The 19896-nt window shown below is 54.4% G+C and carries 19 protein-coding genes; 10 read left to right on the top strand and 9 right to left on the bottom strand.

What is annotated here, in order from left to right:
• Positions 1 to 259 precede the first annotated feature (259 nt).
• Both ACXADJ_RS04080 and ACXADJ_RS04075 read right to left on the bottom strand, forming a co-directional pair.
• Positions 260 to 1186, bottom strand: a complete 927-nt coding sequence (locus ACXADJ_RS04080) for an NAD(P)-dependent oxidoreductase (RefSeq protein WP_475063391.1) — start codon at positions 1184 to 1186, stop codon at positions 260 to 262.
• Between the two features lie 48 nt (positions 1187 to 1234).
• Entirely contained in the window at positions 1235 to 2134 is a 900-nt protein-coding gene (locus ACXADJ_RS04075) for a helix-turn-helix transcriptional regulator (RefSeq protein WP_475063388.1), read from the bottom strand.
• A gap of 258 nt (positions 2135 to 2392) precedes the next feature.
• On the opposite strand from ACXADJ_RS04075, the gene ACXADJ_RS04070 reads away from it, so the two are divergent.
• Positions 2393 to 3295, top strand: coding sequence for a DMT family transporter (locus ACXADJ_RS04070; protein ID WP_475063385.1), 903 nt, complete (start codon positions 2393 to 2395; stop codon positions 3293 to 3295).
• Between the two features lie 219 nt (positions 3296 to 3514).
• Here ACXADJ_RS04070 and ACXADJ_RS04065 read toward each other — a convergent pair whose 3' ends face one another.
• Complete coding sequence (locus tag ACXADJ_RS04065) at positions 3515 to 4432, bottom strand: homocysteine S-methyltransferase family protein (protein WP_475063383.1); 918 nt, start codon at positions 4430 to 4432, stop codon at positions 3515 to 3517.
• A 316-nt stretch (positions 4433 to 4748) separates the two neighbouring features.
• Between ACXADJ_RS04065 and ACXADJ_RS04060 the strand changes: the two genes are divergently transcribed.
• From ACXADJ_RS04060 to ACXADJ_RS04040, 5 genes are all read left to right on the top strand, one after another.
• Entirely contained in the window at positions 4749 to 5564 is an 816-nt protein-coding gene (locus ACXADJ_RS04060; RefSeq protein ID WP_475063381.1) for a transporter substrate-binding domain-containing protein, read from the top strand.
• A 102-nt stretch (positions 5565 to 5666) separates the two neighbouring features.
• On the top strand, positions 5667 to 6623 hold the full coding sequence (locus tag ACXADJ_RS04055; protein WP_475063379.1) for an amino acid ABC transporter permease: 957 nt from the start codon (positions 5667 to 5669) through the stop codon (positions 6621 to 6623).
• Complete coding sequence (locus ACXADJ_RS04050; protein WP_475063375.1) at positions 6616 to 7386, top strand: amino acid ABC transporter ATP-binding protein; 771 nt, start codon at positions 6616 to 6618, stop codon at positions 7384 to 7386. The genes ACXADJ_RS04055 and ACXADJ_RS04050 overlap by 8 nt, the downstream gene beginning before the upstream one ends.
• A gap of 60 nt (positions 7387 to 7446) precedes the next feature.
• Entirely contained in the window at positions 7447 to 8331 is an 885-nt protein-coding gene (locus ACXADJ_RS04045; protein ID WP_475063373.1) for a LysR substrate-binding domain-containing protein, read from the top strand.
• A 106-nt stretch (positions 8332 to 8437) separates the two neighbouring features.
• Positions 8438 to 8890, top strand: a complete 453-nt coding sequence (locus ACXADJ_RS04040; RefSeq protein WP_475063371.1) for a hypothetical protein — start codon at positions 8438 to 8440, stop codon at positions 8888 to 8890.
• 218 nt (positions 8891 to 9108) lie between these two features.
• On the opposite strand, the gene ACXADJ_RS04035 is transcribed toward ACXADJ_RS04040, so the two are convergent.
• On the bottom strand, positions 9109 to 9666 hold the full coding sequence (locus tag ACXADJ_RS04035) for a DUF3750 domain-containing protein (RefSeq protein WP_475063369.1): 558 nt from the start codon (positions 9664 to 9666) through the stop codon (positions 9109 to 9111).
• Between the two features lie 173 nt (positions 9667 to 9839).
• The gene (locus ACXADJ_RS04030; protein ID WP_475063367.1) at positions 9840 to 10475 is read right to left on the bottom strand and encodes a LysE family translocator; all 636 of its coding nucleotides are present in this window, start codon (positions 10473 to 10475) and stop codon (positions 9840 to 9842) included.
• 296 nt (positions 10476 to 10771) lie between these two features.
• On the opposite strand from ACXADJ_RS04030, the gene ACXADJ_RS04025 reads away from it, so the two are divergent.
• Complete coding sequence (locus tag ACXADJ_RS04025) at positions 10772 to 13777, top strand: transporter substrate-binding domain-containing diguanylate cyclase (RefSeq protein ID WP_475063365.1); 3006 nt, start codon at positions 10772 to 10774, stop codon at positions 13775 to 13777.
• 371 nt (positions 13778 to 14148) lie between these two features.
• Here ACXADJ_RS04025 and ACXADJ_RS04020 read toward each other — a convergent pair whose 3' ends face one another.
• The 3 genes from ACXADJ_RS04020 to yaaA all read right to left on the bottom strand — a co-directional run bounded on the left by ACXADJ_RS04020 (position 14149) and on the right by yaaA (position 16673).
• Entirely contained in the window at positions 14149 to 14997 is an 849-nt protein-coding gene (locus ACXADJ_RS04020; protein WP_475063362.1) for a hypothetical protein, read from the bottom strand.
• 286 nt (positions 14998 to 15283) lie between these two features.
• Positions 15284 to 15892 (bottom strand): YajG family lipoprotein, encoded by a 609-nt coding sequence (locus ACXADJ_RS04015; RefSeq protein WP_028294311.1) that lies wholly within the window; start codon positions 15890 to 15892, stop codon positions 15284 to 15286.
• Positions 15885 to 16673, bottom strand: a complete 789-nt coding sequence (gene yaaA / locus ACXADJ_RS04010; protein ID WP_475063360.1) for a peroxide stress protein YaaA — start codon at positions 16671 to 16673, stop codon at positions 15885 to 15887. The genes ACXADJ_RS04015 and yaaA overlap by 8 nt, the downstream gene beginning before the upstream one ends.
• 453 nt (positions 16674 to 17126) lie before the next feature.
• Between yaaA and purE the strand changes: the two genes are divergently transcribed.
• The 3 genes from purE (at position 17127) to ACXADJ_RS03995 (ending at position 19380) form a co-directional block, all read left to right on the top strand.
• Positions 17127 to 17621: a 5-(carboxyamino)imidazole ribonucleotide mutase gene (purE, locus tag ACXADJ_RS04005; protein ID WP_028294313.1), complete on the top strand. Its 495-nt coding sequence runs from the start codon at positions 17127 to 17129 to the stop codon at positions 17619 to 17621.
• Between the two features lie 106 nt (positions 17622 to 17727).
• Positions 17728 to 18807 (top strand): 5-(carboxyamino)imidazole ribonucleotide synthase, encoded by a 1080-nt coding sequence (locus ACXADJ_RS04000; RefSeq protein ID WP_475063354.1) that lies wholly within the window; start codon positions 17728 to 17730, stop codon positions 18805 to 18807.
• An 18-nt stretch (positions 18808 to 18825) separates the two neighbouring features.
• Entirely contained in the window at positions 18826 to 19380 is a 555-nt protein-coding gene (locus ACXADJ_RS03995; protein WP_028294315.1) for a DUF2058 domain-containing protein, read from the top strand.
• 116 nt (positions 19381 to 19496) lie between these two features.
• Here ACXADJ_RS03995 and ACXADJ_RS03990 read toward each other — a convergent pair whose 3' ends face one another.
• On the bottom strand, positions 19497 to 19829 hold the full coding sequence (locus ACXADJ_RS03990) for a DMT family transporter (protein ID WP_475063351.1): 333 nt from the start codon (positions 19827 to 19829) through the stop codon (positions 19497 to 19499).
• Between the last annotated feature and the right edge of the window lie 67 nt (positions 19830 to 19896).

The raw sequence follows: 19896 nt of genomic DNA, 5'->3' as shown, positions 1-19896 counted from the left end.
CCGGCGCCAAGAAAACCCGCATCCAATAATTTGGTAACGGATTTAAAATAATAGGGACCCTCTGAATAACTCTGCACAGCTCTCGGCTCTGGCTTCCTGCTTCGCCCTACCTCCTGCATCCATGCAGTCGTGCGCGAGTCCTGCAGGGATGGCAGGGCATTGCTGACTCTGTGTCGCTGATTTTTGACTTGACCCGTCAGGCCTGCAAATCAGCTTCGCCCTGTCATCCAGAGCGGGCACCGGGTTATTCAGAGGGTCCCTAGTAACCCGTTTCAACGTCCACACAAGGCACCGAAACACCCTCGTCCAGCTTCAGCAAGTAATCACTCACCTGCTCGACCGCGCCGTCAATCAGGGTCGGACCTGCAATGTGCGGGGTAACCAGCACGTTATCCATTCGCCACAACGGCGAATTGGCGGGCAAAGGCTCTTGTTCGAACACATCCAACAGGGCTCCTCGCAGCTGGCCAGACTCCAAGCCCTGCACCAACGCCAACTCGCTGAAAATTTCGCCACGGCCAGCGCTGATCACAACAGCACCTCGGTTCAGCAGCTGTAGTTGCTCTTGCTGAATCAGACCCTGGGTCTCGTGGGTGCAAGGCAGCAGGTTCACCAGCACATCGGTGTCTGCCAAACAATCTGCCAGGGCCACCTGACCGGCAAACACATCAACGCCTTCAATGTGCTTTGGGCTTCGGCCCCAGCTGCGAAGGGTGTAGCCATCGGCAACCAGTCCGTTAGCCACGGTCTGGCCAATGGCTCCGGTGCCCAACACAGTCACCTTTCGCTTCAGAGGGTTATTCAGGTCCCGGGGCTGCCACACCAGCGCACGCTGATCAGCGCGGTAGTGGTCAAAGTCACGACCAAAGTGCAGCAAGCCATACCGCACGTAATCCAGTATCAAGGCCCCCATGCCCGCATCGCGCAACTTCATTAACGGCACCTGACGCGGAAAATCGGCTTGCGCCAATAACTTATCAACGCCTGCCCCCAGATTCACAATGCCTTTCAATTGCGGATGCGAACTGAAGAAACCAGCCGCAGGCAACCACACCAGTGCATAATCGGCCAACCAGCCCTCTGGTTGCTGACCATCAACCTGAATGTCGGCATCTGGCAAGGCACGGTTCAACTCCGGCAGCCATAGCTGCGCGTCCAGTGATGGCGCGGCAAACACAATCTTCATGAAATTATCCCGGTAAATCGTTGCAAACGCGTCTACGTATAACACAACTCAGCGGCGGCGGTACTGGCTCGGGGTCGTGCCTCGTAGCTGACGAAAGCGATTGGAGAAATGGCTGGAGGAGCTGAAGCCACAGCGCTGGGCAATGTCGGTCAGCGGCGTATCAGTGTGTTTGAGCAATTGCTCGGCTTTTAACAAGCGCTGTTGCATCACGTACTGGTGCGGTGCCAGACCAACACTTTGTTTGAACATGCGAGCAAAATGAAACTCGCTGAGTTGTACCAGAGCGGCCAAATCTGCCAGCAGCAGCGGCTGATCAATATTGGCGTCTACAAAGGCCTTTACCCGCGCCAGCTGAAATGGTGCCAGCCCGCCTTTGACCGTTAGCGGCGTCCATTGAAAGTGGGTGTACTCTTTTACCAGATGCGTCAGCAACATGGCGGTTGCGCTGCTAAGAATCAGGCGGTCGGCGTTGTCGTGCCAGTTGCTGGCCAGCAGAAACTGACGGTACAGGATCGCGACTTGTGGGTCGTCGGCAAAAATACGCTCGTCTACCGTCAGCCCGGCGGGGCTTTTGTCCCATACCTGCTCGGCTATTTGGCTCAGGTGACGATCGGTAAAATACAGGTGCACAAAGGTGAGTTCACCACGAATGTCCCAGGTAGAAGCATAGCCTTTGGGCATTAAACACAGCCGGTCGGGCGCACCGCCATTTTTCCAGCCATGGGGCGTTTTCAGGTACGACTCGTAGCCGTTTTCAACATACAGGCTCAAGGTGTGGTGGTCAGCACCGTCGACAACCACCCGATCGTTGCGATTATTCCAGGCCGCCAGTCCAATGCCGTCGACGGCCTCTGCGCCAGATGCCGAGCCAGCCACCAGCCTGCCCTCATTGAGCAAACGCGCCTTGTGCTGCTGCAAGTTGTTGTACACCTGGTACTGTTCTGCCACGCCGTTTGGCCTTGTTCATTACTGTTCAAATTATCTTAAGTGAGTGGTCAACAACCGCCAAGCGGTCGCCAGTGGCAAAGCCCTGAAACAGACATTTTTGAAAAATTAACCGCAAGAATGTGCAAATGGCGCAAGTTGGTAGCAGCGACCACACGAGCAAAACGGCAGCATGGTCACATTACGACCAGTCCAATTTCACAATCCGACTGCAAAATCCATCTTCGAATCCACCTTCAAATCCAAAAACAGGTAAACACCATGACAGTATTTTTATACGCCACCACCGTACTGATCTGGGGCACCACCTGGATCGCCATCGCCATGCAAACCGGTGATGTGGCTGCAGCGGTCTCTGTATTTTACCGCTTCGCACTGGCCGCCTTGCTGCTGGTGCCCATGGTCGCCTTGATGGGCAAACTGACCCGCATCAGCCGCACAGATCACCTGTTCTGTGTGCTACAGGGCATGTGCGTGTTCTGCTTCAATTTCCTGTGCTTCTATCAGGCCAACCACTACATCAACAGCGGGCTTGAGTCGGTGCTTTTCTCGATGGCGATCCTGTTCAACGCCATCAACGGCGTGCTGTTTCTGGGACAGCGGGTAACCGCCCGCCTGATGCTGGCCAACAGCCTCGGTATCGTCGGCATCATCAGCTTGTTCTGGCACGACCTGACCGCCTCCAGCGCCAATACTGACACCTTGCTGGGCATTGGCCTGTGTTTGTTGGGCACTTATGGATTTTCACTCGGCAATATCATCAGCGCCCGCCACCAAAAACGAGGCCTCAATGTATTCACCACCAACGCCTACTCCATGACTTATGGCGCGCTAACCATGCTGGCAGTAATCCTGCTGAGCGGCACCGAATTCCGCATAGACACCGGCCTGCCCTACCTGAGCGGCCTGTTTTACCTTGCCATTGTTGGATCGATACTGGGATTTGGCGCCTACTTCCTGCTGATTGGCCGTATAGGAACCGGCCAGGCTGCCTACGCTACCGTCATGTTCCCATTGGTCGCGCTGACCATATCCACCCTGTTCGAGGGTTATGAATGGCGCTTCGCGGCAGTCGTCGGGCTAGTGCTGATTCTGGCAGGAAATGCCGTGATGTTCTGGAAGCCGCGCAATGCAGTGACAGCGGCCAAAGCAAAAGCGGCGTGAGGAAGGCTGGCGTCTGGCAGATCGTAGGAGCGAATTTATTCGCGATGAAGGTTTTTTTACCACGGCGCTCCTGCAACACCAGGAACGCCGCCCAAAACCCCACTGATAGATCGGCACTTGTGCCCATCAACCACCACAAAAACCAAACCGCATCGGGAATGAATTCCTTCCTACAAGCGCATACACAACCTGTGGGAGAGAGCTTGCTCTCGATTGCGGTTACAACCCCAGCGCTTTAATCGCAGCAATGTGCTCCACACCAATGCCACAGCAGCCGCCGATCATATCAGCACCCATGTCTTTCCACTCTTTGACCCACACGGTGTAGGTATCTGGCGTCAGGTCCGGGCGTACTTCGTCAAGACCGTCGTTAGCAGTAGCATCTTTTGGCTGCGGCGCGAAGGCGTTGGCATACGCGCCAACCTTGATGTTCTGAATGCGCTCGTCGTTGCTATTGGCCAACACGTCTTTTGCCACGCGAATGGCGTCAGAAATGGTTTCAGGCTGGCTGCAATTGAACAGAATCGCATCCACACCAGCGTTTGCCATGGCTTCAACCGCATCACGAACGGTTTCACCCGAGCGCAGTTTCGGAGTATCGGAAGGCTCAAAGTCTTCCAGTGTGAACGACACCCAGTACGGTTTTTTCTCGCTGTCGATGCTGTCCACCAACGCTTTCATGGCGAGGGTTTCTGCCAACAGACTTTGGGTTTCATTCAGCCATACGTCCGGATTGCCGGCTTTCAGGGCGGTAACCAATGGGCGGGCGATTTCCTCAAAGCGGTCGGCTTCGTACAGGTCGGCACGGTAGGAGCCAAACAGCGGCGGGATGGACGCTGCAACGGTCACCGCTTCACCACTTTCCTCAGCAGCAGCGCGGGCTACCGCAACAGAATTGGCAGCCAGCTCACCCACTCGCTGCTCGAACACCTGTTCGCCAATGTGAAACGGCACCAAGGCGTAGCTGTTGGTGGTAATCACCCGGGAGCCAGCCTGAATAAATTCCTTATGCGCTTGTTTAACAATCTCCGGGGTTTCCATCATGGCCAGTGCCGACCACTCAGGCTGTCGGAAAGGGGCGCCCAGGCGTTGCAGTTCGCGGCTCATGCCGCCATCCAGAATCGTCAGAGAAGTCATAAGGGAAATTCCGTTGGTTAAATCAGCGCGGCAGTGTAGCCGAATCGACCTTTTCAACCTATCATTTCATTAATCGAATTGATGCTTTTGTTGAAATTCAATCTCAACAACTTGGCAAAACCTCTCTGAATCCTGCCAAAACCTCCGAAAACCCCTCTAAAAATCTCTGATTTCACAATCTCAAAGCCACCCACCAAAACCAGCCATTAAAAAAACCTGGTCTTAGGCACCCATATCGTCGTTACTCAGACCGTAACCGCTTCTTTATAGTTACGCGCTTTTCTGACGCCAAATAACAACAGAACCGGGACCTGTTATGACCTCTGTACTGAAACGCATGTTGGCCACCTTGCTGGTGGGCACCTCCCTGCTGGGCGCATCTGCCTCTTCTTCCGCTGCGGACAAATCCGCCATCGATGGCATTCTGGCCAGCGGCGAGCTGCACGGCTGCTTTGAAGCGGGTTACCTGCCGTTCTACATGAAGGCCAAAAACGGCAATTTCATTGGTTTTGATATCGACGTGATCAAGCACATGGCGCGCTCCATGAGCGTCAAGTTTGTACCCGTTAACACCGCGTGGGACGGCATTATCCCGGCCCTGCAAACCGGCAAATGCGACATCATCATTGGCGGCATGGGCATTACCCCAGCACGTAACCTGCAAGTGATGTTCGCCGACACTTACCTGGAAATTGGCCAAACCGTGCTGATCCGTCCAGAGCTGGCTGGCACCATCAAAAGCTACAAGGATCTCAACAACGGTCAGTACACCATCACCAGTCAAATCGGTACGACCGGTGCCATGGCTGCGGAAAAGCACCTGCCAAAAGCCAAACTGAACCTGTTTGAAACCTCCGCCGATGGCGTGCTGCAAGTCATCAACGGCAAGGCCGACGCCTTCGTTTACGACCTGCCATACAACGCCCTGTACGCCTCCCAGCACAAAGACAAAGTGATCCACCTGGATGCCAGCTTCACTTACGAGCCACTGGGCTGGGCCATTCGTCGCGGCGACCCGGACTTCCTGAACTTCCTCAACAACTACCTGAAGATGATCAAGAACGACGGTACCTACGATCGCATTTACGCCAAGTGGTTTGAGTCCGACGCCTGGGTAAAACAGGTTCAATAAGCCACGGTTGTAGCGGTAACACGCTACACTGGTCAGCAGCAGCCGCGGTTATGCTTCCCATAGCCGCGGCTGTTGAACTTTCAGCCACCGCATTTTCCAGACATGACTCCAAACGCCTCCACCAAAAGCCCCTGGCTGGGCCACGGCCTGTACCTGCTGATCATGGCGGTACTGGTATCCGGTATTTACCTGTCGGGCCAGCGCATTAATTACACCTGGAATTGGGAACGGCTGTGGCCGCACGTCATCGACACCACCCCACAGGACGTTCTGGCACACATCGACGGTACTGCCTGGATTGATGACAACGGCCAACTGACCGTCGAGCCGGATGCTGGTGGCGAGCCGCAATTTGTCCCTGTTGGCTACGAACTACTGGTGATGGACGGCGACATGGTGTTTCAGGGCGACACCATTGCCCAGCAACACGGCTGGCGCTTTGGCACCATCGCCATTGGTCTGTGGGTCACCATCAAAATATCTGTGGTATCGCTGGTGTTCGCCATTCTGTTGGGGGTGGTTTTTGGCCTGATGCGCATCTCTGAAAAAGTGGTGCTGCGCGATCTGGCCATTACCTACATTGAAATCATCCGTGGCACCCCGCTGCTGGTGCAGATTTTCATCGTTTACTTCTTTATTGGCACCGTGTTCGACCTGGACCGTTTCACCGCAGGTGTCGCGGCACTGGCAATTTTCACCGGGGCCTACGTGGCTGAAATTGTGCGAGCAGGCATTCAATCAATTCCGCCTGGCCAAATGGAAGCCGCACGCTCGTTAGGTATGAACTACGTGCAAGCCATGGTGTACGTCATCATGCCGCAAGCCATTCAACGCACGCTGCCACCGCTGGCGGGCCAGTTTATTAACCTAATCAAGGACTCCTCACTGGTGTCGGTGATTTCGATTACCGACCTCAGCAAAGCCGGACGCGAAGTGGTCAGCGGCAACTTTGCGCCCTTTGAAGTATGGTTCACCGTTGCCCTGCTGTACCTGTTAATCACTGGCTTGTTGTCGTTGCTGATCCAACGTCTGGAAAAAAGGATGGCCGCTGATGCCTGAGCAAACTGCACACAAGCGTACAAACGATGTCATCATCGAAGCCCACAAGGTCGACAAGATTTACCCTAACGGCTGCCATGCCCTGAAACAGGTATCACTGGATATTCATCGTGGTGAGGTCGTGGTGATTATTGGCCCCAGTGGCTCGGGCAAATCGACCTTTCTGCGAACCCTGAACCAGCTGGAAACCATTTCTTCCGGCAGCATTCGCATTGAAGGCGTCGACCTCAACGACAAAGCGACCAACATCAACAAGGTGCGCGAAGAAGTCGGCATGGTGTTCCAACAGTTCAACCTGTTCCCGCACAAAACCGCCCTGCAAAACGTCATGCTGTCGCCCATGAAGGTTCTGAAACAAAGCCGCAAAGAAGCCCAGCAAACCGCCGAACAGCTGCTCACCCGCGTAGGCCTGGCCGACCGCATGAGCAATTACCCGGCACGACTTTCAGGCGGTCAGCAACAGCGCGTGGCCATTGCCCGGGCGCTGGCCATGAAGCCCGACATCCTGCTGTTCGACGAACCCACCAGCGCCCTCGACCCGGAAATGGTCGGCGAAGTACTGGAAGTTATGCAAACCCTCGCCCGCGAAGGCATGACCATGGTGGTGGTTACCCACGAAATGGGCTTTGCCAAAGAAGTCGCCGACCGGGTGGTATTTATGGAAGACGGCGAGCTGGTACTGGAAGAATCCCCGGACACCTTCTTCACCTCGCAACATCCACGCTTGCAACAGTTCCTGGGCCAGGTGCTGCACCACGTTTAACCGCGCGACAAAACAATCCAGTATACTCGGGGCCGAACTGACACCGGCCCCGACGAAACCATGCAAAAAACCCTGCCACCACTGAACTGGCTTCGCACCTTTGAAGTGTCCGCCCGCTACCTCAACTTCACCAAAGCCGCGCAGGAACTGCACTTGACCCAAGGGGCCGTCAGCCAGCAAATCCGGCTATTGGAACGTCATCTGGGCGTTGCCCTGTTCAAACGACTGCCGCGTGGCATCGCCCTTACCGACGAAGGCCAGTCTTACCTGCCGGTCGTTCAGGATTCCATCTCACGACTGGCCGCCGCCACCACCGAACTGTTCAGCCAAAGCCAACGCGTTCCGGTAAAAATTCGTGGCAGCCTGTCGTTCTTTATGACCTGGCTGGCGCCGCGCATTCGTGACTTCAATGCCCAGTACCCCGACATCGATATACGCTACACCAGCACCCTGTGGGTGAAAGACGTCGAAGCCGACGACGATTTTGAAATCCGCTGGGGCAGCGGCGAATGGGCCGGACACCTGTCGCAGCGCCTGAGCTGGGACGAACTATTCCCGGTGTGCTCGCCAGAGCTGCTGGCACAGCATCCCATAAACAGCCCACAAGACCTGCAAGGCCTTACCCTGCTGCACGTCATGGGCTACGAAGAAGGCTGGGGCTACTGGCTTTCCCTGATGAACGAAGACGACATCGACCCATCCCACGGCATTCAGGTCGATAACGTTGTATCAGCCCTCAAACTGGCCGAACTGGGAACCGGGGTTGCACTGGCGCGAAGCGCCATGGTGGAAGATGCACTTGCTGAAGGCCGACTCGTCGCCCCGTTACCGGAACGCTTGCCAGCCAGCGAGTCATTTTATCTGGTACGGAAATCCGGCAAGAAACTGGCACCGGATGCGGCGCTGTTTCTCGATTGGTTGGAGCGGGAGTTGCGGGAGGGATAGATGATAGGTAGTTAATCCCCGTATGACCAAGTACACTACATTTACAATATGTTTATCAATTCATCGGTCGTATTGATACCAACAGGGACGAGGTTTAAGCAACAATATGAAAGAGATATTCAAAGGACTTGCATGGGGGCTAGGACTTAGCATCTCGGTAATAACCTGCATCACTTTCTGGGTAATTTATATAGCCCCACTCGCAGAAATAAGCAGCAAAAACACCATGTTGGAATCGTTGAACGATGGCACTAAAGTCTCACTTTCCAATTGGCAACCAGAAATTCTCGGCCATAAAAAAAGAGAAAACATAGTCACAATATACAGCCGCGCGAAATCAGTGAATGAGCTATCATTCATGACAACAAGGTTTTATCTTCGTTTTACAATATATCCACTGGAAGAGAACGGAGAAAGAGAATACCCATCTGTTTGTGCGGAGCAATTGGTTACTGAACACCATGATGGCGAGTGGACGTATTACGAAACAGACTGCACCGTTTATTTTAGCGAGGTCAAGGAAGTAAGCGCTTCGCTGGCAGAAAACCTCCGTCAGTAATCCAGCCTGTATTTGCCAAGGGACCTTCTGCATAACCCGGTGCTCGTGCAGATATATTCAGAGGGTCCCAAGCATCAAACTCCCCAGCGATCCGCGGGGAGCCATGACCGCAGGGCCAACCCACAGTCTGAACGGTCAATATTTACCATCAGCTGGTCTATTCGCTCTGGACTATTCAATAAGACCATTTCATCGCCTTGATTTGCCTGGCAGGATTTTCAGTCAGGATCATTATCGGCATAACCACTGCCAATCGCACTAAATGGCAAATCCAGCTCCAGCTCGGGAACTTGTAGGCCTACCCAGGCCGGAAAGGTATTGCTGTTTGGCCCCGGGAACACCGTATATTCATTGGCCCACGGGTAACGAGTCACAGCCTCCTGAATACGCGGTATCAACTCGGCAGCTTTATCACCCTTGATAGACAGCAACACCTCCGGCTCGGCACCGTACCAAAACCGGTCGGGTGTGCTTGTGGTGTATTCGCGCAGCGCAGGTAAGCCACGCTTCACGCGCCAACCAACCACTTCATATACCGTATATTCTGACGCCTGTACGGGCTTCACGGCAATCCAGGTATGAATGGCAAACCAGCCACGCCAGCTGAACGCATCGGCGCCATACACTTCAATCACTGCTTCCGACGTTTGCTCTGGGTCTGGTGCCAACCCTGCTGGCTCCCGGCTGGCAGTACGCCAATCCGCATTGCTACAGGCCGATACCGATACCAGCATCAGAAGGGTGAACAGCCATCGGGGTTGTAACCATCGCATCATAAGATTGAACGCCTTGAGATTCAGAACACCGTTCTGGGACGCCAGCGCCGCCGCTGGGTTCAGCATCGAGCGATTGATTACCGCTATTAAACTGGCTCATCAACACGGCATACCAGATAAAACGGCGGCCTGAACAGCGGCTTGAATAGCTGTATGGTTACCTGAGCGGCAGATTAGCGGCTAGAGCTAACCGCCAGCTTGATGCCCAGTGCCACAAACACCGCACCAACAGTACGGTCCAGCCACACACTCAAACGCTTGCTACTGCGAACCTTATTGGTCAGCTTGGAGGCCAGCAACACATAAGACACTTCAACCACCACTGCCACGGCGATCACCAACAAGCCCAAATACACCAACTGCAATGGCACCGCGCCCTGCCCTTCGCGCACAAACTGCGGCAAGAAAGCCATAAAGAAAATAGCCACCTTCGGGTTCAGAATATCCACCAGCACACCCTGACGGAATGCAGCCCATGCAGACTCCTTTGGCTGGCCATCAGCCGATACCTGCAAGCTGGTGCCCGCTGACTTGAATGAATCCCAGGCCAGATACAGCAAATACGCCACACCTACAAACTTCACCACCGTAAACGCCAGTGCTGACGACACCAAAATGGCAGACAGACCAACCGCTGCGGCAAACACATGAAACAGCGCACCGGTGCAAACACCCAGTGCAGACGCCACACCAACCTTACGGCCGTTAGCAATGGTCTTGGTGAGGATATAAAGCAAATCCGGACCCGGCGCGATATTCAACGTCAATGCGGTAGAAAAGAAGAGAAACCAAAAGCTGAAGTCTGGCATGTTCGTATCCCTGACCGTCACAGGCGAAAATAAAAGCGCCGAAGGTACGGCGCACAATAACGTGCAATTTACCGTATTTCGTCTCAACGAACGACAGCAATCCATCCAAAAGTGCCCTGGCAGGCTCTATCAGCCTCCGCTGGCCAGCGTGAGCCACCCTACTTCCGGCACTCAACCATTCACGAACATTGAACAACCGTTGGCCATATTGGTCGTTTATAAAACAACCACCAGGCGCTAGAATCACGGCTCTGTTTCTATTTATTTCAAGATGTAGGCGCTTTGTGAATTCACGGTTGGCTAATTTCGATTCCTTCGCGGCAGCGTGGCAACGCTGCCAGCCCCTGCTATTGATGATGTGCCTGGGTCTGTTCGGCGTTATCAATCCGGTTTCTGCGGCTTCCGAATCCAATGAACCGGCAGCCGATATGGGGCTGACCCAGCAGGAAAAGACCTGGCTAAAGAACCATCAAACCATCCGGGTTCATAATGAAACCAGCTGGGGGCCGTTCAACTACTACGAGTTTGGTCGCCCCAAGGGCTATTCCATCGAATTTATGGACCTGCTGGCCGAGAAACTTGGCATTCAGGTTCAGTACATCACCGGGCCAAGCTGGGGCGAATTCACCAACATGCTGGCCAACAAGGATCTCGATGTGATGCTGAACATCGTCGAGACCGAAGACCGCAGCAAGTTCATCCTCTTCACCGATCCCTATTTCAACAACCCGCCGGGCATTGCCGTTCGTGACGACAACAACGAAGTACGCGATTTGCGCGACCTGAATGGTCGGGTTTTGGCAATTCCAAAAGGGTTTTTCTATCAGGAAACCATCGAGAAGCATTACCCAGGCATCCAATTACTGCTGGTCAGTGATCAATTGGAAGCCCTGAAAGCCGTGTCGTTTGGCCACGCCGATGCCACCATCAGCGGCGTTGCTGTGCAGAATTTTGTGATTCGCAACAACATGCTGAACAACCTCAAGGTCATCGGTGGCATCGACAACCCCCTCTTCAACATCGACTTGCGCATCGGCATCCGTAACGACTGGGGCATATTCCAGGGCATTTTGCAGAAAGCCCTGCGTTCCGTTACCGGCCAGGAGCGCGACCGCCTGGCGCGCCGCTGGCTCAGCAGCGGTTTGCAAAGCACCCAGGTGTTGCAACTGGATAAGGACGAAAAAGCCTTTCTGGAAGCCAATCCGGTCTTGCGTGTTCACAACGAGCTGAACTGGCCGCCGTTCAATTTCAACGAACAGGGCAAACCAAAGGGCTATTCGATCGATGTAATGAACCTGATTGCCCGCAAAACCGGTTTTCGGATTGAATACATCAGCGGCCCCAGTTGGGGCGACTTCCTGGCGATGACCAAAGACCGTCAGCTGGATGTAATGTTGAATGTGGTCAATACGCCGGAGCGCCGTGAGTACATTCGATTCACCCGCCCGTTCGCCTACAACCCGAACGTGATTACCAGCAAGAAAGACCAACGCTACGAATCCATCGACCAACTCAACGGTAAAACGGTTGCCATTACCAAGGGCTCTTTCTACGAAGAAGTACTCACCCGTGATTATCCAAACATCAAAATCCATTACGTTAAAGACGTGCTAGACGGCCTGAAAGCGGTCTCTATTGGTAAAGCCAATGCCTCGTTGGCAGAGGCTGCCGTGGTGAACCACCTGATTGCCCGCAATCTGATGAATGACCTGTCCATTACAGGTGAAGTCGAGCTGGGACAGCCTGATCTGGCTAACCTGCGCATTGGCGTTCGTTCTGATTGGCCAGTTCTGCAAGGCATTATGGATCGCGCCATCGAGTCGATCTCAAGGGAAGAAATGGCGCTGATTTCCAAGCGCTGGATGGGCAATGAAAACTACGTCGCCCGCCCCAAAAACGGCATGGAATTGAACGAAGCCGAAAAAGCCTGGCTGGCTAATCAACCAAACATCACCTTCTGCGCCAACCCGGACTGGATGCCGTTAGAGAAGATCGGCCAGGGAGGCAAACACGAAGGCATGGTGGCCGACTACCTCAACCTGATGGCCAACCAGATTGGTATTGGCCTGACCATGGTGCAAACCGACAGCACATCGCAGTCGTTGCAATACGCCCAGAATCGCCGCTGCGACATTATGTCGGCCGCCTTTGAAACCCCGGAAGCGGCGCGCCAGCTGAACTTCACAAAGCCATACTTACGTCTGCCTCTGGTGATTGCCATTCAGGAAAACGCCATGTTTGTGGACGGCCTGAAGTCGCTGGATGATCAGGTCATCGCCGTGCCCAGTGGCTATGGTTTGCTCAACAAGCTGCAACAGGATTACCCCAGCCTGAAAGTGATTGAAGTGAACGACATCTCCGAAGGCTTGCGACAAGTTGAAGAAGGCCGCCTGTTCGGCATGATTGGCGCCATCGCGCCTGTGGGTCATGCGATTCGTGAAGGTCGGTTTATTAACCTGAAGATTGGCGGACGACTGGACGAAGACTGGAAGCTCGCTATTGCCGTTCGTAACGACAGCCCCGAACTGCTGTCGATGTTCAACAAGGCCACCGACTACATCACCGAAGAAGAACGCTCCCGGGTGTTCCAACGCTGGGTGGCGGTGAAGTTCGACCAGCAGGTCAACTACGATCTGGTGTGGAAAATCGTCGCCATTATTTTCGTTATTATGCTGGGTATCGTGCTGTGGAACTGGAAACTGGCGCGCCTGAACCGGGCATTAAAAACCGAAATGGGCCTGCGCAATGCGGCGGAAGCACGTTTGCAAGACGCCAATGACGCCCTCAGCAGCAAAAACCGTGAGCTGTCGATTCTGTCGACCACCGACAGCCTGACCGGGCTGTCCAACCGACTCTACATTGAAACCCAGCTCAACAAGGTGCTGGACGATGACGCAACCTTCGTTGTGATGCTGCTCGACATCGACCATTTCAAGCAAATCAACGACGTCTACGGCCACCTGGAAGGCGATGAAGTGCTGAAGCGCGTGGCATCCGTGCTGAGCCAGCACAGCCGCGAGAACGACCTGATCGGCCGTTGGGGCGGTGAAGAGTTCATGCTGGTGTTGCCAAACACCTCCGGTTCCATGGGCTTCCGTTTGGCAGAAAAACTGCGCACGGCCATTGCCGCAGAACAGTTTGGCGAAGTTGACCACGTCACTGCCAGCATTGGCTTGGCCGAATGCCACGGCCCGGGCAACACCGCCCGCCAGCTGGTATTGCGGGCCGACAACGCCCTTTACAGCGCCAAGAACAAGGGCCGTAACCGGGTGATTGCCGATATTCAATCGGAGCTGGCCTAGGGACCCTCTGAAAAACTCGGTGCCCGCTCTGGATGACAGGGCGAAGCTGAATCACGAAGCTGATTTGCAGGCCTGACGGGTCAAGTCAAAAATCAGCGCCACAGAGTCAGCAATGCCCTGCCATCCCCGTAGGGCGCGGCCTGCAGCCCGCCAGAACGGTGTTGGCGAACCTGCGCGGCCCGATTTGAAAAGGACCCGTCATTTCGCTGCATTCGCCGCCTTGTTCTGACAACCTGCAGGACACGCGCACGACTGCATGGATGCAGGAGGTAGGGCGAAGCAGGAAGCCAGAGCCGAGAGCTGTGCAGAGTTTTTCAGAGGGTCCCTAGGGGGTTGGCGGAGCAAGCCGAAACCTGTTCAGTTGGATATGCTCAGGCTGTTTTTCGCCAAAGGTCCGTCGGCCACATAAACACCAAAGCGTTATCAACCACTCGGCTGATGGCGCCCAACCGTTTGGCACAGGCCGCCATGTAGTAGTTTTGCTGCTGCTTGATTAGGAAGCCATCGGCAACCAATTGGCTAACCAAAGCGCTTTCTGTCACTTTCAAGTGAGCAGCCAGCTCAGTGGTGGTCAGTAGATTAACGCCTTCTGAAGAATACTCTGGCTCCATGACTGCCGATTGGTGCGAAGGTACAGAAGGCACCGCTGCCGCAGCACCATCGTTTATGGCAGGATCATTGGCCATTGCCAGATAACGTATGGCCGAGGGTGACTCTACAGGCTCCTCGGCTGGTGCGTAGAAAACACTCGACAACGCCGAAACACTCGGCGGCTTGGCCAATGTTTCAGGCGTGTTATGAATCAGCATCTCCGCCGCTTGCTTGATGTCATCAATCTTTGAACGCGCAGAAACAAAGGCAGCGCTGTCGCCCGATTTAGTCAGCAACACCCCCATGTCCAACGAATCAACCTCGGAACTGAGTGGTCGACTGGCCATGACCACATTGCTCTCGTTGCAATAACAACGCGCATTCAGATTATGGCTGACGAACACCGACAAATTCGGCAACCGGGTCAACGAGTAAAGACGTGAGACAAATTTTTGATGGCGGTATACCAGACTTACTTTGATACCTTGCTCTGCACGTTCGCACAGCAATTTCAGCAAATGCTCCGGCATGCTGATGTTCGGACAAATGAGCGTGACTTCCCTCTTCGCCTTGAGAACCAATAACTCAATTACCCTGTCCATGTCAGAGTCATTTAGAAAAGTAGCCATGTCATATCCGTTGATAAGAAAGATGCCGGAGGGAAGTACAACCGTATGATGAACAGTCTATCAACAGGAAAGACGAACCGAAGTATCAGATTAGTATCAGTTACCAAACCCAACTGAACCGTACCAGACCAAACAGAACCAAAAGAATCCTGACGCTATAGCATCAGGATACAGACCAGAAACCGCATGGATACCGATCATGAGGTTCGGTTTATTTACTAATGAAAAAGCCCCGGCAGTTTCCCGCTGGGGCTTTTCAGTTCATCGGTTAATTAAAACCGGTCTCTCAGCGAACGCCCAACGCACGCAGGAATTCAGGGTCTTTGAAGATGTGGCCCCAGATTTTATCCAGCGCTTCGTTCACCCATTCTTCGTTGTACACCTGTGCTGGTGACGCCACCACAGAGCGGGTTTCGCTGATGCTGTATGGCTTGTCGAAGGTGTCAGCGCCGTTCATTACGGTCATCGCGAAGGTCAGGTCGAGGGTGCATTCGTTCACCATCACCCCTTCGTTACACTGATAATTGAAGGTGTTGACGTCCAGCTGAACTTTCACCGGATCGGCACCTGTGCCGTTGCCAAAACCCACGTTTGCCAATGACGAGCGCAGGCGGTTGGTCAGCGAGGTTTTCAGATCGGTTTTGGTCAGCAGCGGCGAGTTTTCCGGCTCACGTCCACCACGATAACCTAGCAAATCGTTTTCCATGCCGCGCTGGTCAACAACGCGCACCAGTGCATTACGGGGCTGGCTCAGTTCTCCGGCCGGTACGTTAGCGGTTTCGTTCAGTTCAACCACTTGAGGCGACAGCACACAACCGCTCAACCCCAAACCCGCGCCTGCAACCATGGCAGTCGTTAACAAGGTTTTGCGGAAAACAGAGGTCAGTTTATGCATTTGGCAGATCCTTTTCGGCTCGATTAAACACCCAGGTATTGCCTTTGGAATCTTCTGGGCAGTATTTGTATCCGGCCACGTTAAAGGCTTTCAGTTCCTCTGGCGTGTCGATACGGTTGTCGATGATGTATCGAGCCATCATGCCACGGGCTTTTTTGGCGTAGAAGCTGATGATTTTGAAGTTGCCGTTTTTCTCATCCTTGAACACGGGCGTAATCAACTCGCCGCTGAGCTGTTTGGTCTTTACCGATTTGAAATACTCGTTAGACGCCAGATTCACCACCACCTTGCTGTCGTGTTCTGCCAGTTCGTTATTGAGCGATTCTGTCAGCGTATTGCCCCAGAATTCGTACAAGTCCTTGCCCCGTGGGTTCTTCAGTTTGGTGCCCATTTCCAGACGGTATGGCGCCATCATATCCAGCGGTTTCAGAATGCCGTACAAACCACTCAGCATGCGCACGTGCTGTTGAGCGTATTCAAGGTCCTGCTGCTGCAAGGTTTCGGCCTCAAGGCCCGTGTAAACGTCTCCCTTGAAGGCCAGAATGGCCTGCTTGGCGTTGCTTTCATTCAGCGGCAACTGCCAGCTGGAATAACGCTCAACGTTCAGTTCAGCCAACTTGTCGCTGAGTTTCATCAAACCGCCGATTTCATCCGGCGAGTATTTGCGCAGCACGTCGATCAGTTCGGCAGAGTCGTCCAGAAAGCGCGGTTGGCTGCTGGTGCTGGTCGTTGCGGGTGTCTCGTAGTCCAGTGTTTTGGCTGGCGATAACAGAGTCAACATGATGCGTGCTCGTTCCTTTTAAATGAATAACGCCATCATAACGGTGCCACAGGACGAACCCAAGCCTGCTGGAGCGCCGCACAGCTATCCCTGCGATAGCTGTTTTTAATAGACCTAGGTAATCAAACAAGGAAGATTGGTAGTTTTTTTGTTGTCTGTTTATTAAATCGCCATGTGATAGTCTTTCGCGCTTTCTTTCATCGGCCTCGCCAGAGACCGATCTCCGATGGTCCTTCGGCCCGAATTTTGTACCAGCAACGTCGCTGGTCGATTCCCAACTGCCAACAAGACCAGCCCGGACCTCTTCAGGTTCCGCCGGGTCGTGGAGTTATTTTTTCTGGCGAGAGAATGTTCACCGGCAAGGCATGAGCCTTCCGGTGTTAAATCAAGGTTGGCTGGAAGCGCTCACTTTCTATCAGCGCATGGCCGACCCGCAGTAAGAGGGTTTACACAATGACAGTTCAGGTTGGCATTATCATGGGCTCCAAGAGCGACTGGCCTACCATGCAGTTCGCCGCTGAAACACTCGACACCCTGGGTGTGGAATACGAAGTACAGGTTGTTTCTGCACACCGTACTCCAGACCTGCTGTTCGACTACTCCAAAAGCGCCCACGACCGCGGCCTGAAAGTCATCATCGCCGGCGCTGGCGGCGCTGCTCACCTGCCAGGTATGGTGGCTTCCCAAACGTCCCTGCCAGTGCTGGGTGTGCCTGTTAAGTCCCGCGCCCTGAATGGCCTGGACTCACTGCTGTCCATCGTGCAAATGCCAGGCGGCGTTGCCGTGGGTACGCTGGCCATTGGTGATGCCGGTGCCAAGAACGCAGGCCTGCTGGCTGCGCAGATTCTGGCCACCAGCAACCCTGAATTGATGACTCGCATCGACGAATTCCGTGCCAATCAGACCGAAACTGTGCTGTCGCAGCCAGATCCACGCGACGCCTTCTGATTCAGCAGGTACAATTCGCGATCTGAATCGCACTCCAAAAAGCGGCTCTCCAGCCGCTTTTTGTTTTTCTGAACTCCGACAACCGTAATTAAGGCAAGAGCAAGATATGAAGATCGGTATTCTCGGCAATGGCCAGTTGGGTCAGATGCTGCAAGACAGCATCACCGACCTGGCAGACATCGACGTAAACCTGTACGACCTGCGCGCTCACAGTGATGACGCCCTGCGTGCGTTTATCGCCGTGAATGACCTGATTTCCTACGAGACCGAGAACATCCCGGCTCATATCGTTGCCATTCTGGAAGACCACGCCGACAAACTGGCGCCAGGCCTGAATGCCCTGAAAACCTTCCAGAACCGTCTGTCGGAAAAGAACGCCCTGCGTGCTGCGGGCATCGCCACCGCCGACTTCTGCGCCGTGAACTCACTGGAAGATGTGAAAAGCGCCGTTGAGCAGCTGGGCCTGCCGATCGTGCTGAAAACCACCACCGAAGGCTACGACGGCAAGGGCCAGTTTGTACTGCGCGCGCCGGAAGACGCCGAACCAGCCTGGGACGCCATTGGCGGCCGTGAGCTGATTGCTGAAGCTTTCGTTACCTTCTCCCGTGAAACCTCAGTTATTGCCAGCCGCGACGCCGAAGGCAACGTGGTGATTTGGCCAATGACCGAAAACGTGCACCACGAAGGCATTCTGCGTTACTCGCTGTTCCCATGCGAAGGTCTGAGCGACGCCAAGGCCGAACAAGCCCGCACCTACATTACCGATTTGGCCAACAGCCTCGACTACGTCGGCACCATTACCCTGGAGCTATTCGATACTGAATCTGGTCTGGTCGCCAACGAAGTGGCACCACGTGTACATAACTCCGGCCACTGGTCCATCGAAGGTGCGGACGCCAGTCAGTTCCGCAACCACATGCTGGCGATTTCCGGCAAAGCACTGGGCAACACCGAAGCCAAGTTCCCGGCCGTTGCCATGCTGAACGTCATCGGTGACGAGACCCCAACCATTGCTGCCGATGGTCTGGCCGGTGTTTACGTACACTCTTACGGCAAGGAAGCACGCCCTGCCCGCAAGCTGGGCCATGTGACAGTCACTTCTGCGTCTGTAGAAGAACGCAACAGCACCATCGACAAACTGGTTGGCCTGATGCCGGAAGGCGTTTGGGCTGGCGGCAGCAAGTAAGGCAAGGGAGAGATTCAAGTGGCCAAGTCACTGCAAGAACAAATGCTGGAAATGGGCCTGATCAATCAGAAGAAGGCCAAGAAAAACGCCAAGGAAATGAAGAAAACCGCGCACGCCAAGCGTACCGGTAACGACGAAGGCATTGAAGACACCGCCGCCGCCGCAGAAGCCGCGCGCAAGGAAAAAGCCGCCCGCGATAAAGAGCTGAACCGTCAGCGCGAAGAGGCCGCCAAGCAAAAGGCCATCGTTGCTCAGGTGAAGCAGCTGATCAAAACCAACGCCATCGATTGCGACGGTGAGATCAAGTACAACTTCGTTCACGACAAGAAAGTGAAGCAGATGTACGTGAATCAGGCAGTATGGGATCGCCTGAGCCGTGGCCAGCTGGCCATCATCCTGTTGGAAGTGGTGAAGGAAGAAGCGGTTTACAAAGTGGTGCCGGTACAGGTTGCTGACAAGGTGAAGCAGCGTGACCCTGAACACTACATCATGATTGCCGATGCATCCGGCGATGTGATGGAAGAAGACGATCCGTACGCGGCGTACCAGATTCCAGACGATTTGATGTGGTAATCACCGGTATCGTAGGAGCGAATCGGGGCGCGCAGCTTCATTCGCGAATGAAACTGCGCGTCCCGATTCGCTCCTACGACCTCAGAGGCTACGCTCCCAGACCCCAGACCCAATGATCAATGCGCACTGACGCTTGAGAACACGTTAATCAGCACCACCCCGCCGCCAATCATGGCCACACCAGCAATCGCCGGAACATCCAGCTTCTGGCCATACAGCACCCAACCAATCAAGGTAATAGCCATAATGCCAACTCCGGCCCAAACGGCGTAGGCAATGCCCACCGGAATGGTTTTCAGCGAAATGGCCAACAGCCAGAACGCCCCGGCGTAACCCAAACCGGCCACTACCGATGGCACCAGCTTAGAAAAGCCATCCGACTGCTTCAGTGCCGACGTTGCAATCACCTCAAGCACAATCGCCACCATCAGAATCAACCAATGATTCATATCGCCCTCCGATCAATCAACTCAGCCTGGTTCAGGAATGCTCTGAAAAATGAGCAAATGGAGGCGG

This window comes from Oceanobacter sp. ABM4_470, from assembly GCF_056158645.1.
This window is presented reverse-complemented; position numbering and strand designations above follow the sequence as displayed.